At 49.3% G+C, this 13,763-nt stretch carries 19 protein-coding genes; 8 read left to right on the top strand and 11 right to left on the bottom strand.

Annotation, left to right across the window (positions count from 1 at the left end):
- The 11 genes from D7I37_RS12905 to D7I37_RS12855 form a co-directional block, all read right to left on the bottom strand.
- Positions 1 to 351 carry a phage holin, lambda family gene (locus D7I37_RS12905; protein WP_129543777.1) on the bottom strand — a complete coding sequence of 117 codons (351 nt, stop codon included), beginning with the start codon at positions 349 to 351 and terminating at the stop codon, positions 1 to 3.
- A gap of 74 nt (positions 352 to 425) precedes the next feature.
- Positions 426 to 1,454 (bottom strand): site-specific DNA-methyltransferase, encoded by a 1,029-nt coding sequence (locus D7I37_RS12900; RefSeq protein WP_129544766.1) that lies wholly within the window; start codon positions 1,452 to 1,454, stop codon positions 426 to 428.
- A 261-nt stretch (positions 1,455 to 1,715) separates the two neighbouring features.
- Positions 1,716 to 3,011 (bottom strand): DUF6575 domain-containing protein, encoded by a 1,296-nt coding sequence (locus D7I37_RS12895; protein WP_129543776.1) that lies wholly within the window; start codon positions 3,009 to 3,011, stop codon positions 1,716 to 1,718.
- On the bottom strand, positions 3,008 to 3,442 hold the full coding sequence (locus D7I37_RS12890) for a hypothetical protein (protein WP_129543775.1): 435 nt from the start codon (positions 3,440 to 3,442) through the stop codon (positions 3,008 to 3,010). The genes D7I37_RS12895 and D7I37_RS12890 overlap by 4 nt, the downstream gene beginning before the upstream one ends.
- Before the next feature lie 296 nt (positions 3,443 to 3,738).
- Positions 3,739 to 4,410, bottom strand: coding sequence for a hypothetical protein (locus D7I37_RS12885; RefSeq protein ID WP_129543774.1), 672 nt, complete (start codon positions 4,408 to 4,410; stop codon positions 3,739 to 3,741).
- Positions 4,407 to 4,985, bottom strand: coding sequence for a recombination protein NinG (locus tag D7I37_RS12880; protein WP_129543773.1), 579 nt, complete (start codon positions 4,983 to 4,985; stop codon positions 4,407 to 4,409). The genes D7I37_RS12885 and D7I37_RS12880 overlap by 4 nt, the downstream gene beginning before the upstream one ends.
- Positions 4,969 to 5,955, bottom strand: a complete 987-nt coding sequence (locus tag D7I37_RS12875) for a toprim domain-containing protein (RefSeq protein ID WP_129543772.1) — start codon at positions 5,953 to 5,955, stop codon at positions 4,969 to 4,971. Before D7I37_RS12875 ends, D7I37_RS12880 begins: the two co-directional genes overlap by 17 nt.
- Positions 5,952 to 7,475 carry a DEAD/DEAH box helicase gene (locus D7I37_RS12870; RefSeq protein WP_129544765.1) on the bottom strand — a complete coding sequence of 508 codons (1,524 nt, stop codon included), beginning with the start codon at positions 7,473 to 7,475 and terminating at the stop codon, positions 5,952 to 5,954. The genes D7I37_RS12875 and D7I37_RS12870 overlap by 4 nt, the downstream gene beginning before the upstream one ends.
- Positions 7,476 to 7,666: 191 nt before the next feature.
- The gene (locus D7I37_RS12865) at positions 7,667 to 7,966 is read right to left on the bottom strand and encodes a hypothetical protein (protein WP_129543771.1); all 300 of its coding nucleotides are present in this window, start codon (positions 7,964 to 7,966) and stop codon (positions 7,667 to 7,669) included.
- A 42-nt stretch (positions 7,967 to 8,008) separates the two neighbouring features.
- Positions 8,009 to 8,539, bottom strand: a complete 531-nt coding sequence (locus D7I37_RS12860) for a YmfL family putative regulatory protein (protein WP_129543770.1) — start codon at positions 8,537 to 8,539, stop codon at positions 8,009 to 8,011.
- A gap of 66 nt (positions 8,540 to 8,605) precedes the next feature.
- A complete protein-coding gene (locus tag D7I37_RS12855) occupies positions 8,606 to 8,839 on the bottom strand; it encodes a transcriptional regulator (RefSeq protein ID WP_129543769.1) in 234 nt (77 codons plus the stop codon).
- Between the two features lie 117 nt (positions 8,840 to 8,956).
- Here D7I37_RS12855 and D7I37_RS12850 point away from each other — a divergent pair, with 117 nt between their 5' ends.
- The 8 genes from D7I37_RS12850 to D7I37_RS12820 all read left to right on the top strand — a co-directional run bounded on the left by D7I37_RS12850 (position 8,957) and on the right by D7I37_RS12820 (position 13,751).
- The gene (locus D7I37_RS12850) at positions 8,957 to 9,709 is read left to right on the top strand and encodes a S24 family peptidase (RefSeq protein WP_129543768.1); all 753 of its coding nucleotides are present in this window, start codon (positions 8,957 to 8,959) and stop codon (positions 9,707 to 9,709) included.
- Positions 9,710 to 10,330: 621 nt separating this feature from the next.
- Positions 10,331 to 10,465, top strand: a complete 135-nt coding sequence (locus D7I37_RS27565) for a hypothetical protein (RefSeq protein ID WP_256369330.1) — start codon at positions 10,331 to 10,333, stop codon at positions 10,463 to 10,465.
- Positions 10,466 to 10,496: 31 nt separating this feature from the next.
- The gene (locus tag D7I37_RS12845; RefSeq protein WP_129543767.1) at positions 10,497 to 10,709 is read left to right on the top strand and encodes a hypothetical protein; all 213 of its coding nucleotides are present in this window, start codon (positions 10,497 to 10,499) and stop codon (positions 10,707 to 10,709) included.
- 405 nt (positions 10,710 to 11,114) lie between these two features.
- Entirely contained in the window at positions 11,115 to 11,243 is a 129-nt protein-coding gene (locus D7I37_RS27560; protein WP_256369329.1) for a hypothetical protein, read from the top strand.
- Positions 11,244 to 11,421: 178 nt separating this feature from the next.
- The gene (locus D7I37_RS12835) at positions 11,422 to 11,784 is read left to right on the top strand and encodes a hypothetical protein (RefSeq protein ID WP_129543765.1); all 363 of its coding nucleotides are present in this window, start codon (positions 11,422 to 11,424) and stop codon (positions 11,782 to 11,784) included.
- 43 nt (positions 11,785 to 11,827) lie between these two features.
- Positions 11,828 to 12,637, top strand: coding sequence for a DUF2303 family protein (locus tag D7I37_RS12830; protein WP_129543764.1), 810 nt, complete (start codon positions 11,828 to 11,830; stop codon positions 12,635 to 12,637).
- An 83-nt stretch (positions 12,638 to 12,720) separates the two neighbouring features.
- Positions 12,721 to 13,536, top strand: coding sequence for a DNA-binding protein (locus tag D7I37_RS12825; RefSeq protein ID WP_129543763.1), 816 nt, complete (start codon positions 12,721 to 12,723; stop codon positions 13,534 to 13,536).
- Positions 13,533 to 13,751, top strand: coding sequence for a hypothetical protein (locus D7I37_RS12820; RefSeq protein ID WP_129543762.1), 219 nt, complete (start codon positions 13,533 to 13,535; stop codon positions 13,749 to 13,751). The genes D7I37_RS12825 and D7I37_RS12820 overlap by 4 nt, the downstream gene beginning before the upstream one ends.
- The last annotated feature ends 12 nt before the right edge of the window (positions 13,752 to 13,763 follow it).

The raw sequence follows: 13,763 nt of genomic DNA, 5'->3' as shown, positions 1-13,763 counted from the left end.
TTATGCCTGTGGTTTTGAATCGTTACCGCCGCCAAAGCGATTGCTGACATACCCGGAAAGGAAAGCACTGAGCTTTTTCACACCAATGAAGCCAATGAAGCCGCCGATGCCAACTGTTAGGGCTTTCGGCACGTCGAAATAATCCAGAGCGGAGTAGGTCGTCAGGGCCAATGCGCCACACATCAGCCCTTCGAATATGGTTTCTTTCCAGCTACTGCCGGAGTACGCCATCCGAAGAACTGCCATAACTACAGCCATAATGACGCCGCCAATCGGCACATCTCCGCGCCACCAGCTCGCAAACATTTCACTCAGTTCCGTCCAGTTGTGCGGATTGCTTGGCATTCTCATATCCTCCCCCTGCCGGGGCTGTGCCCGATCGTCGGGTGGTAGAAACAAAAAACCCCGGCAAACGCCAGGGCAACTTAGTTGTTCGGGAGTATTTCCCTTTGTGTTTGTTCGAACCGTTCAGGCTCCAGCTCTACACCCAGCCCAATACGGCCCAGTTTGATAGCCGCCTTTATCGTGGAGCCGGAACCCATGAAGAAATCGGCCACCACATCGCCAGGGCGGCTGCTGGCGCTGATGATGTGCTCCATCATTTCGGCGGGCTTTTCACATGGATGCTTGCCGGGATAGAACGTCACCGGTGGGTAATGCCAAACGTCCGTATAAGGAACAGCGGTTGTTACTGTGAACGTGCGGCGGAGCGATTTGTATTCCTGGCACAACTCCAGGTATTCGCGGTTCAGCGTTCTGTATTCCTTCACCAGCTCATGATGGGGTCGACTCAATCCACCAGCCTGATGTTTCTCTTTCGCCAGGCGGTCAAATAACCCCTGCAGCGCGCGGTACTGCGTTTCGCTTGGCAGCTGCCATTGACTTTCAGAGAACCAGTGGCTGCACATCTGCGTTTTTGTTGCCGCGTTGATTTCCTTCGCCGACACGCCGAGGGCTTGCCGCGCAGACTCGAAATAGTCGATGAGGGGCTTTAAAACGTTTTGCTTCAGTTCGCCGCATTTCACCGCATAGCCGTCAACTTTGGGCTGTAGTGGCCCGGCATAATGACCGGCAAAAATGATCCGCTCGGTAGACGGGAAAAAAGCCCTCAGCCCTTCCTTGTTTTGTCGCCGCCATGGCCCGGAAGGTTTAGCCCAGACAATATGGCTCAACACGTCGAAACGATGACGAACAAGCAGCTCAGTATCTGATGCCAGCCGACTACCGCAGAACATGTACAGGCTACCGTTAGGCTTGAGCACCCGCCAGAATTCCACCAGCAACGAATCCAGCCAGGCTAAATAGTCTGCCTCGCTCTTCCATTGGTTATCCCAATCGCAGGACTTAACCCGGAAATATGGCGGGTCAGTCGCTATCAGGTCAATGCAGTCATCAGGCAGGGTTTTGATGTATTCGAGTGTGTCAGCGTTGACAAGACTTGTGCTGGAGATCATAAGCGCCCTTGTTTGGTAGGCTCGTCCTGCTGTTAGCAGCACGGGCAAAGGTTCGCTTGTGACCATTGACATGAGCACCTGGCGGACGGGGTGTCACCTCACCCTTTCCGCCGCCCACTTCACAAACATTAAGGCGAAGCCCCATCCACCAGAACCGACACAACCCCTCAGTTGGGGCTCCGGGTTAATTTTGGATGAGGCTTCGCTTTAATTTTTCATAAAAAAGGCCACCATAGGGTAGCCTTGTGATCGAGAAAAAATTTAAAATTCTTGGTAAACCGGTTGAAAAGCATCACACCACTGCCGCAAGGTCGATGCCCGCCGTTTAATAGTCTTGGTACTAAGGGATAAGCATTTTTCCATTAGGAATTCTTCTGCTGTTTCAGCTTTAACCCCTTTGAGGTTTTTCGCATTGCTCCACATAATCCAAGCCCAGCCGCAGTGGCTCGCTTCAAAACTTCTTGCCGCTATTTTAAGTTTTGACTCTCCAGAAGACTCTGCGAGCTGTTGTCCTAAAGCGGCAATGGAGCCATTCGCATTCAAGAAACCAAGTATTTTCGCGGCATGAATGTAATAGAAAACATGGCGTTCATCCAGTCCAGTTGACTCCAAATTCAAATGTTCATCTTTATATTTTAGCTCTACAATTTTAAATACTTGCTCAATAATATTGGCTTGTGGCACTTGATAACCGCCGACGAACTCACTTGCAAGCTTAGCCAATCCATTGATGTATATTAATGCATTTGGCTTACTGAGAGAGAATATCAACTCCCCGGTACTATTACTTTTCAACTCCATTGTTGTACTTGTTTCGATTACACTTTGAAACAGCGCTTCAATCATCTGCACATCTATATTATTGTTTTTGATGTAGGGAATGATATCCCTTTTGTACAGAATGAGGTCATTAAGACCTTTCAAAAGTGGTTCGAAATGCTCAAGTTTTTCAGCCTGAAATGAGAGAGCGAATGACCCCGGCCTTCCAGATATAGGAGTCATCGCATCTTTTTCGCCCACAGCTTCTAATATCGAATTATATAAGTCATTGAATTTCTCGAAAACTTTAGAAACTCCATTAAGCATTAAAGGCACTTGGCTGCTTTTGGCACTCCTTTCGATATGAATCTCATGGGTCGAAAACTGCACTTCTGCGCCCAGCTTGCCAGTATCAAGGACTGGCGTCACCCCACTGATGAAGAGTCCAGGCTTTGGAAGTTTTATCGTTGTCGCAATGCTTTGAGACTCTTTAGCTAGAAACTCCGGCTCTTGTGAATCATCATATGGAATATTCACTTGGTAATAAGAACGCTGTTCTTGATAAGAAAGCACTGCGTGAATGTCTATTCTCTTGCGTTCCAGATGCTCCAGCCTGTCTTTGGATATTGGGATTACAAACCATTTATCATAGTCATCATCATCACCTATCCAATAGACAGCAAAAAGCCCCCCAACTTCATTGGAGACTGAAAAAAACCTAGGCTCTTCGAAAAACTCATATATATTCTTAAAATACAAAGAGCCAAATCGCGTGTCGGACAAGAATAAGTTACTCATTTATTCAGCCCTCGAGTACATGAAAAAACCTCATGTATCTGAGAATTCAATTTCAACCACAAAGTATGATGGAACGGGTCGGAAAAGGTTTTCATCATTTTCCCATTTTCAGCACATACCGTTCCTTTTGCGACATATCTCTGCCCGGTCCCTTCAGGAAACTTATCAAACGCATTTACAACTGCACTTTCTTCAGTATAAACAGAAACGCCATAGCAACATTTAAGTTTTAACCCGCTGAATTTTTTCAGTCTATTAGGTTTCTCTTTATACATACTTAAGAAGCACCCCTGCTGCGGTGGGTTACTCTTTACAATACGAAAGAACTCACCTTCTGCGTCCTTTGCTTCTTTGGGTGGAACATTTTCAGGGAAATAGTTAGGGTACTCATTATTAGCCTGATTAACTTTTTCTTCTTTTTTGTCTGTCATATTCTTTGCTCTTCAAACTATTCAAACTGCCAAGTTCAACGTGAGCTAAAATTACCGTCCGTTGGCATCGCAACTGAATATAGCAGACACTTAATAGTCAAGACATACTGTAAATTAAAACAGAAGACACTGAAAAATTACCATTACTCGCCCGCATAACAGTATGTAGTTGTTATTGTTAAATTCTGACACAACATATCGAAAACCAGTAACCCTCTAAAATTGCAAAACCCGCTCAGTGGCGGGTCATTTTGTTGCATCGCTTGATGGTACAGCTTCGCGAAAGCATACCTGTATTATGCAGTTTCCTTGGCTATTTTCAAGCTATTTTTGCAATTTTCTTCATTTTCGATGCAGATAGCCGCACGAACGGCGACGAACACCGCAGAATTGAATATTTCGATGCACCAGCGCACCCGATCATCCACCTGGTCACGCGTCAGCCACGGAGCATAATGATTTTGCATATAGCGCCCCAGCACCGATACTGTATTGTTCCGGCCCGTGTAGAACAGCTTGCCGATGATGTAGACCGGGTTGTCATGCTTCATCGACGCCAGAACAGCTTTCTCCATGAAGTCGCATTCTTCCCCAGCATCAGCGACCACCAGCATTGATTCCAGAGAGCGTTGAGGCCAGAGGATGGTAGTTGCCTTCTTCAACTGTTCTTCACCGCGATAGCCCAACTCACGCAGATCAGCCATCACCTTCACGATACGGGCCGCACTTTCATCGTCCCACTGCTCAGGCATGATTTGCCCCCAAACTCCGCTGCCGCCGCTGCACTTCAACTTCCCATCTGTGTTACCGCCGTACATATCGCCCCAGGCGTTCAGCATGGAGCTGATCCACAATGTTTGTAGGCGGGTCAGTCGCTGGAACTTACCTAAGTACTTCTTACGAGGAACACCGGCAACAGTCGTCCAGGCGTTGTGTTTGATTGCTCGTTTCTGTTTTGGGGTCATCATGCTGCTTTCTCCTGCTTCAATGCTTTGCGTTTGGCTTTATACGTGTCGCGGATGCGCTCATAGTCACTACGGCCCAGCTTGCCGACTTTCGGCGGTGGCCCCATTAACCGGTCAAAACGTGCTTGGCCTATCTTGGCTATCAGGTTAGGACGGTACTCGCTCAGGTTCGCGGACATGAAGTTGTTACAGACCGAGCACTGCTTGTGGCAGTTGTCTTCATCAAAACGCAGCTCTGGATGACTTCCCACTGTGCGGTAATGCCCAGCGTGATATTGACCTTCGTGATAGCGGCCACAGCTGATACATGGCTGGTCGGCGTCACGCTCACGTATATACCCATTGAATTCGGTCTGGGCCTGGTTGATGAAATAGCGCAGCGGCTTAACGGCCAACTTGCGAATCTTCAGTTTGTCCTTGCGTTCCCTTTCCTCCAGCCGCTTACGTGCGTCACGCTGGTAGTGAATGGCGCAGAGCGGACCACATACTTTTTGCAGGTGCTTCGTCGGCGTGAATGTCACCCCACACTGAGCGCACACCTTCGGCTTGTACTGCTTGGGCTTAGTTGGCTTTTTCATTGTTTTCCTCGCGGTGGAATATCCACTCGTAGACCTCTGAGCCGTTGAGCAGCAGATCGTTAAAGTCGCCGGATTTCGGCCAGCGGACCGAGACTTGTTGGAGATCATTCTTTGCCAGTAGATTGGCGCGGGCGCACTCGAATGCCGCAGCGTGACCGGAGGCGTTCTTATCGGCGTCGGCAAAGATGATCAGAGACTGGACTCCACGTGATACGCGGAATTTTTTCATGAAGGTGGTATTAAGTGTTGCCCACGTGTTCACGCCATAAACTTGATGGCAGGAAAGGGCCGTCTCTATTCCTTCAGCAATGCCTTGTGTTGATGAAGCCGGGAATAGGCGAATAGCGACAGAGCTGGCGTGTTCCAGGTAACTGTCCTCCTGCAGCTTCATCATCTTTTTCGGCGCGCCGGCAACGGTGGCTTTCTTGTCGCCGTCCAGCAGGGTGCGGTGCAGGTAGCACAGCTCACCCTTATCATCTGTTGCCAGCGCATAGATGGATTGGTATTCGCCCCCTGCGGCGCGCTGCCGGTCACAGTAACGCACGCTATCCATTGGCAGACTGGTGATGCCGCGAAGCTTCAGGTAACGGTCTGCGCCGGTGCCTTTCAGGCTGGTCAGCGATGCAAACTTGCAGCTCACGCGCTGGCGTTGCGAGGCTATGCCAGATGAAGGGCCACCAGCCTGATAGCTCTCTTCAGGCGAATACGTGCGCCCTACCAGCTTATCTACCTCTGTCGCAACGGTTTTGAAATCTTTCCCGGTGGCTTGGGTTAGTAGCGCCCAGCCGTCACCCGCGCTACAGGCGCAGATGTACGAGCCGGTGCCGTTCTTGTCGTCGCAGCGGAATTTTCCCTTGCGCCCACACAACGGGCATTCCCCTTTGAAATGTCTTTTTCCGGTTACTGGGGGTAGGCCGTAAAATTCGAATATTTTCGGCCAATGGCCAATAGCTGCCTGTCTGGTATTCATGCGGCTTTCCCCTGCTTAGATTTTGCGTAGGCAATCTGTGTTGATTTGATGAAGTTGCTCACCACCGGCGTGATAGCCATTGGCGTTCTGTGCAGCCCGTTGGGCCATACGTCGAATTTTTTGCGGTAGACGTGCGAGCACCAGCCGTCGCTTACAGGTTTGCCCTGGGCGCTGCGCAGGCGCTGGTAATAGAGGATTTGACTCCACCAGGCTTGTTTCACCTCTTTGGTGACAACCTCCTTGGCTTTCTTAACTTTCTTCAGGCCGCGAGTTCGGTCCGTCTCGATATCTTCGCCGCCGATCGGCTTAAAGCCGCATTTCGGGCAGATATAGACGCCAGCCGGTTTCACGTAATGGCACTGGGTGCATTCTTTCGGCAGGCTTTCTGGCTTTTCGGTTTTAACCACCCGCGTCGGTGCGTCTTCCATGCCGTCAGAGCTGGCAGGCAAGTAGTCATATTCAATATCGTCGGGGTAGCCGAGCTTATGCACTGTGCCGGTATGATCGAAGATGAGGCAGTGATCTTTACCTGGCGCAGTACGCAGACCACGACCCAAAACCTGAACCCAGCGGATTTTAGATTTCATCGGCCGGCCAATAATGAGGCAGCGCACATCACTATCAAACCCAGCCACCAGCACCCCAACGTTGACAATGACCTTCGTGATGCCTTGCTCATAACGGAGGATTATTAACTGACGTTCCTCATGTGGTGTTGATGCCGTCATAACTTCAACGGTCACACCAGCCTGACTAAAAGCTATCGTTACGAAATTGGCATGAGCCACGTTTACGCAGAAACAAATTGTTGGCCTGTCTTCCCCGTTTTCCAGCCAGTTCTGAACGATATCCGCCACCAGCTTCGGATCACTCATTACCTCAGCGGCCTGCTTTTCGTTGTAGTCGCTTCCATAATCAGCTTGAACAGACGTTTTCACGTCGCTCAGATCAGGGTGAGACGGGGCGTAAAATTCGTATTTGCTGAGTGCGCCAATTGCGATCAGCTCTTTCATCGTGGTCGGCTTGATCAGCTTCTGGTAATACGTCCCGATCCAGGCAGAGAACGGAGTACCCGACAGGCCGATAACTTTCACGCTGGTGTTGGCCGTCAGGTGGTCGATAATCTCCAGAATCTTTTTGCGCTTCAGGTGGGCTTCATCAATGATCAGCAGATCGATGTTTTCCGGGAAATCACGACGGATAAGCGTATCGGCAGAGGCAATTTGAATAAGGCGGTTCGGGTCATAGGCCGGGTGGTCACGCCAGATATAGCCAATTTCTTCTGCTGGTAAGCCGTACTCAATGAAGCGGTTAGCTGTTTGGTCAAGCAGGACGGTATACGGGGCCACAAACATTATGCGCATGTTGCGGCTGATGTACCCGCTGGCGATAAGCGCAGCAATAGCCGTTTTGCCGAACCCGACCGGCGCGTACATCATGAACGAGCTGTGTTGCTTCCATGCCGAGCGCAGCATATTCAGTGCAACAATCTGTTTTTCGCGTGGCTGGATGGTAAGCATCATCGTTAAATTCCTCGTTTAATCGTCTAGACGTCTAAATGTCCGTTTGGCGTTTTTTAACTACTCGATCCCTTAAAGATCTTCCCTCTGGTAAAGCCTGTTCCTTCCCCCACACCCCATCCCGATCACCCCCCTTTCCCCCCTCTTACCCTTCCCCTCTCCCCCGTTTAAAAAAACACCGGCCAAAATTTTCATGCCGCTCTCCAGTTCTGGCCCACCAGCGGTGGCGCTGTTGTCATGCCCTGGCCTGCCCGTGAGTACCGTTCCACGTACAGCCGGAGCCGTGTATTCGCTGCCTTGCGGCCCGCGTTCTCCTGCCGGTAAGAAACCTCCTCGGCGTCATACGCGGCCCGGTAAGCCTCCTCGTATGCGAGCGCAATCTTTCCGCGCTGCGCATGCGGTAACATCCCTAACTGGTCTTGAATCCAGGTCGCATCCTCACGGCAAAACACCGCAGGCATGGCGGTTCGAACAAATGCTGCAGGCTGCATGCGCTTACCCTCCGGTTTTTAAATACAACTGGCCCTACGCCATTACGGGGCGCACCACTTTGCTTTCGTGGGGATAGGCACTACGTCAGCTGGACAGAACACGCTGTACAGCAGCAGGATATGTTCCTGGAACGTCGCCATCAGGCGGTGCGTGTTTTCGTCCAGCTCTTGGCGCTCGACAGCATCAATTTCGCCGTCTTCGGTAAATTTGCGGACCAGCTCGGAATGCTTGCCGATGTATTCGATGGCTTCCATCAGCTTGCTGTTGATGTCGTCGCGGTCGATGTCTTCCACTTTCGGGAGTGGCACATTCACGCTGTGCGACTGGCGGGATACAGCATCGGCAAAATGGGTATTTCCACCAGCCTGCTGCAGAACCATGAGCCAGCCGATCGGGAAAATTTGGTTGCTGTTCGGGCGGAGACGGTTGAACAACGCGTCTTCAGTAACCCCCAGCCATTGCGCTGCCTCAGCGTAGCCGCCGGGCAGACCAGTGATAATTTTGCGGGCGACACTGACCACCCAATCGGGCTGTTTCTCTGCCTGCCAATCCGGCGTTTTTTGCTGTGACACAGTTGTATTCCTCGGGCTGTGGTTACGTTGTGCTGACCTTTAGGCCATACTTCGTTGCATCAGGTGTTAAGCGGCTTTCTCTTTCAGAACCGCAAACACCAAAACTTCTTTCGAAACAGGATTGATGTCTGAAAATTTACGGGTAGCCATCTCAATTCTCTCAGCCATATCGGGAGAGGCGCGGCGATTGCTATAAGCGATCTGGTCCAAATACCCGGTAGTGGTTCGAGAGAGCTGAGCAAGACGTTTCCAGTCGTCCTTTGAAGCTGACTGCCTCCAGCGGAGTAAATCGTTGCTCATCAAATTTACCTTCTTGGTTAAAGATAAAGTGAGTTTATCTTTGAGATAAATTTAATGCAAGTCAAATTTATCATTGTGCATATTTATCATTTTGCTAATAGGTGGGAACATCTAGGTATGGAAACTAAAGACATACGCCGCAATAACTTGCGCGACCTGATGGACAGCTATGTTCAAGCAGGTAAAACGAAGGCTGAATTTGCTGAGATGGCGGGTTTGCCACCAGCACAGCTAAGTCAACTAACAAGCAGAACACCGGTACGCAATGTCGGCGATATAGTTGCGCGTAGAATTGAGAAGAGTTTGTCGTTGCGTCATGGATGGCTAGATGTGCCACATGATGGTATAGAGGCACCACACAACAAAGAACCAGAGCAGGTACCCTATCCGACTAATAATTTCAGCTTAAATACTGTCGGAAACAATTATACTGATCATCCATACAGGATAGAGCTATTGGATTCAGAGCATAGTTGTGGGGGCGGCCATATGAATAATGATTATCCTGATATAGTTCAGTCAATTGAGATTGATCCTGAATATGCAAAGAGGATGTTTGGAGGCAGACCAGCGGAGTCTTTGAAAATTACAACCGCGTCTGGTGACAGTATGAAAGGGACCATATCACCAGGTGAACTGGTGGTGATCGATGTCACGGTCCGCTCTTTCAAGAGTGATGGGATTTATGCGTTTACTTATGGTGCTGCATCTCATATCAAGAGGTTGCAGATGGTGAAAGATAAGCTGGTTGTTATCAGCGATAATGCATCCTACGAAAAATGGGAAATAGATCGCAGTAATGAGGACCAGTTTCGCATTGAAGGTTTTATTGTGGGCAAGTGGCTCATGGAGTACTCACGGTTAGGTTAAAGCGCCCCCCTCTATCTCCCCCCCAGAAAAACTCCAGCTTTTAGCTGGTTTTTTTTCGCCTGCAGAAAACAATGATAAATTTATTTATCATTTAATATCAGAAAGTTAACCCAAAAATCCCTCTTCGCGGTAATTTATTTATCATTTTGCTATTTACCATTTTTTATCTTTGAGATAAATTAACCCCATCAACACCGCAACGCCACCAGCAAACCACCGCCGCAAACGTTACGGACGCTCTTTAACAATCAGGTTTAGTCACCCAGCACTGAGCAGAGAGATCTGCACAACTCAGCACCCTGCGGATTCCCAGCCCTTACGGGGGTAGGTTCAGAAAATGGCACAGCAGGCATGCAGCGGACAGGACTGGGTGACGATTTATCAACAGAGGAGAACAAACCAATGAAGCACTAACCGCAGTACCGGCCAACCTGCCATCGGCGGAGTAAAGGCCGCGTTCCCACAGCGACGCACCAGGGGAAAGGAGGCGCATAGCGCACTGGGCAGTTTGGCATGGCGACCCATTAACGCAGCAACCAGCCTAAAAATGAAAAGTGGATTTACCCTGCCGCTGCCAGTACGGGCGGCAGGCATAAGACCACTACAGCAGAGGGTTACACGATGAAAGTAAAAGAAATGTTCGTAATCGGCTATGACAGCCCGCTTCTGAATAAGACATTTTTCCAAACGAAGTCTATCCAGGGCTGGGAAGTGACGCTGGACGCCGACAAGCAGGTGGCGGTTTTCACCCGCTAACACCCACCATTACACAGCAGAGGGTTGCACAATGATCGACATAATCAACGCAGCGGAAAAAATTAAAACAGAAAACGCTTCCTTCGGATACGTGGCGGGAAAGCTTGAAATCGCAAACGATATTTGGAATGGCTGCCTAACCCCCTCCGATCGTCTTGAAATTATGAACGCAACAAATATCGAAGGGTTGAACGCACTGGAGAAATTAAGAGCATGTGTAAAGACATTGTCCGCGATGTTTTAAGGTTCGAAGCAATCTCCGCTCTTATGAGGGCGGAGGAAATAGACATTAAAGATAAAGACGAGGTGATTGCCTCCCTAAAAGGGACGGTGGCAGCAAAGGCCAATATCGAATGTTATTTGCGCATGATTGATGCAGAAGGAAGAAGCATTGATTAGTTAACACCCACCGCGCCCTACGGGGCGCATGACCGCAAGGCACCCTATGAAAATCATCTTAACCAAGCGCTGCCGTCGTAGAGCGCGCCGGGAAATACGCACTCAGCGCCGGAGAGCAATCAAGGAATTCGGCCATTGCAACGCTACCAGCCTGCTGAATAGCTACGCCCGCTGGTACTTCTGAATTAATTAGCCCCGGCTGCAGACGCCAATCTTCGCCGGGGCATGACCAGTAGAACGGAGATTCAACATGATCAACCACAATGCTAACACAATCGTTGTCGACGGTATGCGCGCAGCTCCTACCGTGCAGGCCGTTCGCCTCACCTTCTTCACCCGCCTGCTGAAAATCCTCGGCCAGAAAGGCCACCCGCTCTAATAGCTTTGCTGTGTGTAGTCTTTGGCGACCATGCCGAACTTCAACCCGTGAGGAGTGGAGATAATGTTCATAGGCTGGTCGCCCTTTTTCATAGAGAAAAGAACTTAGGCATCCATTTAACCGTGGAGGGCGTCACCCCGCCTGAGTTCTTCTCTGTATGTGACCGAGGAGAAATAAAATGTCTGAAAGTAAATGTACTCCATTTAGCCAGCAGCTGGCTTATATCAACAAAGGCACCCTGGACCAAGAAATGACCGAAGTTCTTGCCGAGGTAATTAAAATGGTTCGCGAAACTGGTAAGAAAGGCAGTGTGACACTGACGCTTAACTGCCAGATGCTTAATACTCGCGACGAAAACACAATGAAAATCACCCCGAGCGTCAAGAAATCTATTCCTGAGCTTGACCGGGCTGACACCATTATGTTCTCAACAGCCGACGGCGATTTAATGCGTGATGATCCATCACAAGTACAGATGGATTTACGTGTTATTGATACTTCGCCATCCGTTGCGCCCATTAAATTAACGCAAAACGGTTAACCCACCATCCCTCAGTTAAATTACCACCTGTAAAGGAAATGAAATGGATATTACCAACAACAACGAAACAGTTAAGCACATTGCTGAGCTTGCTGTAGCAAACAGCTTAATTAAAACCGACATTCCTTATGCGGTTGTCCCTCGCGGTTACTCAGTAGAATCGCTGAAAGATTTCACCGTCGATGAAGAGCAGGTGAAACAACACGTTATTGTTATTTCTCCGTCTTCGCTAATCGGCTATGTCGTCCGCTTCAAAGATGAGCGTAGTGTTATTTTTGCCGATACCGAAAACACTCGCTTCCGGGCAGTACTGGACTATCACCTGAACGGCAAAACCCCATTCAAAAACACTCACATTGTGACGTATGACTGCCCACTGTCTGATGAGTGGAAAGCTTTCAACAAGTACGATTCAGAACGAATGGATCAAGTAACGTTTGCAGAATTTATCGAGCAATATATTAATTGCATTGCCGTAACATCTGATCCGAATAAAACGTCCGGTGCCGAACTGTTAGAAATGGTGCTGGCTTTTCAAGAAACTCGAACATCTGAATTTAAAGCGGTAACTCGCCTAAATGATGGCACATATCAGATGGCATTCAGCAACGAAAAAACCGGCAGCGGCAATACCAAGTTGCCGGAAAAAATCTCGCTGGCAATCTCACCGTTCCATAACGGTAATCCTTATCAGATTGATGCTCGCATTCGCTACCGTCTCCGCGAGGGCAAACTGGCACTCTGGTTTGAGCTGATTGAACCGAAAAAATTCATTGAGCATGCGTACAACGAAATCCTGGTCGACCTGCAAAACCAACTGCCGGACGTGCCTGTTTTCGAAGGTCGCATTTAATTCTCCATAAAGTGCAGTCTTATGCGCCGCCGTGTGTGGCGCATAGTGAAGCATTTTCACCCCTCAGAATGGAAAGGTAAATTATGGCAACTCTTAGTCAGCGTTATACAGCTCGTGAAAGTATTGGCTCTGATATTTCAACCCGTAAAACGTTTTTAGTTCCCCTCGATGAAATTTACGCCGAAGAAGGCTATAACGTTCGCGAATTAAACCAAGCGCACGTTGAAGAATTTAGGGATGCGTTTATGGCCGGGGAGTTTATTCCACCGCTGGCCGTTGAAATAACAGAACAAGGCGTGAAAGTCATCGACGGCCACCACCGCTTCCATGGTGCGTTGCTGGCTACCGCTGCTGGCCATGAGGTCAAGCGTCTTGAATGTAAGGATTTCGAAGGCACTGAGGCTGATAAAATCGCCTTCATGGTCACCAGTTCGCAAGGGCTGGCGCTTACCCCTATCGAGCGCGGCGCGGCCTACCAACGACTGGTAAATCAGGGTTGGACTAACGCGGAGATCGCAAAGAAGGTTAAGCGTTCCGAGTCCGATATTCTCCAGCACCTTCAGCTGCAGGAATGCACCCCATATGTTAAGAGCCTGGTTCGGGCCGGTTCAATGAATTACGCCCTGGCTATCCAGCTTAACCGTGAACACGGGGTGTACGCTGACCGTGAGGCCGCGCGCCTGATGAAAAAGGCTGAAGACGCAGGTAAAACGAAAGTCACAAAAAGCATTGCACAACCTCAATTCAGTGCCAAGAAAGCCCGCCGTATGCTGGAGCTGCTCTTTGATGCAGTCCCAATCGTCCAGGGAGAAAGCGATATGCTGATGCTCTCCAGCGGTATTAAAGACGAAGTGATGCAGATAATCAGCGATTATCGCAATGAATCACAGCAGCAATGAGCGTCAATTTAAATAACGCGCCTTTGTGGATAACCGCTAAGGCGCTGGAAATATTAAATCAGTACAGTGCTCGTCAAAAATTCCCGCGTAAAACCTACGGTAAGAAATACCTCACCTTCCGAGTGAATAAGCGCTGGCGGTTACTTTCAAAAGACGACGGCCAGAATTGGCAGCTGCTTACCCACAATGATTACAACTCGGTAATCGATACCTAATCTCGCTTGGAG

The sequence above is a fragment of the Serratia sp. 1D1416 genome (assembly GCF_003641105.1).
Taxonomy (GTDB): Bacteria; Pseudomonadota; Gammaproteobacteria; order Enterobacterales; family Enterobacteriaceae; genus Serratia; species Serratia ficaria.
Note: the sequence above shows the minus strand (reverse complement) of the source record. Positions and strands in the feature narration are given on the sequence as shown.

Coding starts and splice junctions, on each gene's coding strand:
- D7I37_RS12905 (WP_129543777.1), bottom strand. CDS start 351: ATGAGAATGCCAAGCAATCCGCACAACTGGACGGAACTGAGTGAAATG.
- D7I37_RS12900 (WP_129544766.1), bottom strand. CDS start 1,454: ATGATCTCCAGCACAAGTCTTGTCAACGCTGACACACTCGAATACATC.
- D7I37_RS12895 (WP_129543776.1), bottom strand. CDS start 3,011: ATGAGTAACTTATTCTTGTCCGACACGCGATTTGGCTCTTTGTATTTT.
- D7I37_RS12890 (WP_129543775.1), bottom strand. CDS start 3,442: ATGACAGACAAAAAAGAAGAAAAAGTTAATCAGGCTAATAATGAGTAC.
- D7I37_RS12885 (WP_129543774.1), bottom strand. CDS start 4,410: ATGATGACCCCAAAACAGAAACGAGCAATCAAACACAACGCCTGGACG.
- D7I37_RS12880 (WP_129543773.1), bottom strand. CDS start 4,985: ATGAAAAAGCCAACTAAGCCCAAGCAGTACAAGCCGAAGGTGTGCGCT.
- D7I37_RS12875 (WP_129543772.1), bottom strand. CDS start 5,955: ATGAATACCAGACAGGCAGCTATTGGCCATTGGCCGAAAATATTCGAA.
- D7I37_RS12870 (WP_129544765.1), bottom strand. CDS start 7,475: ATGCTTACCATCCAGCCACGCGAAAAACAGATTGTTGCACTGAATATG.
- D7I37_RS12865 (WP_129543771.1), bottom strand. CDS start 7,966: ATGCAGCCTGCAGCATTTGTTCGAACCGCCATGCCTGCGGTGTTTTGC.
- D7I37_RS12855 (WP_129543769.1), bottom strand. CDS start 8,839: ATGAGCAACGATTTACTCCGCTGGAGGCAGTCAGCTTCAAAGGACGAC.
- D7I37_RS12850 (WP_129543768.1), top strand. CDS start 8,957: ATGGAAACTAAAGACATACGCCGCAATAACTTGCGCGACCTGATGGAC.
- D7I37_RS27565 (WP_256369330.1), top strand. CDS start 10,331: ATGAAAGTAAAAGAAATGTTCGTAATCGGCTATGACAGCCCGCTTCTG.
- D7I37_RS12845 (WP_129543767.1), top strand. CDS start 10,497: ATGATCGACATAATCAACGCAGCGGAAAAAATTAAAACAGAAAACGCT.
- D7I37_RS27560 (WP_256369329.1), top strand. CDS start 11,115: ATGATCAACCACAATGCTAACACAATCGTTGTCGACGGTATGCGCGCA.
- D7I37_RS12835 (WP_129543765.1), top strand. CDS start 11,422: ATGTCTGAAAGTAAATGTACTCCATTTAGCCAGCAGCTGGCTTATATC.
- D7I37_RS12830 (WP_129543764.1), top strand. CDS start 11,828: ATGGATATTACCAACAACAACGAAACAGTTAAGCACATTGCTGAGCTT.
- D7I37_RS12825 (WP_129543763.1), top strand. CDS start 12,721: ATGGCAACTCTTAGTCAGCGTTATACAGCTCGTGAAAGTATTGGCTCT.
- D7I37_RS12820 (WP_129543762.1), top strand. CDS start 13,533: ATGAGCGTCAATTTAAATAACGCGCCTTTGTGGATAACCGCTAAGGCG.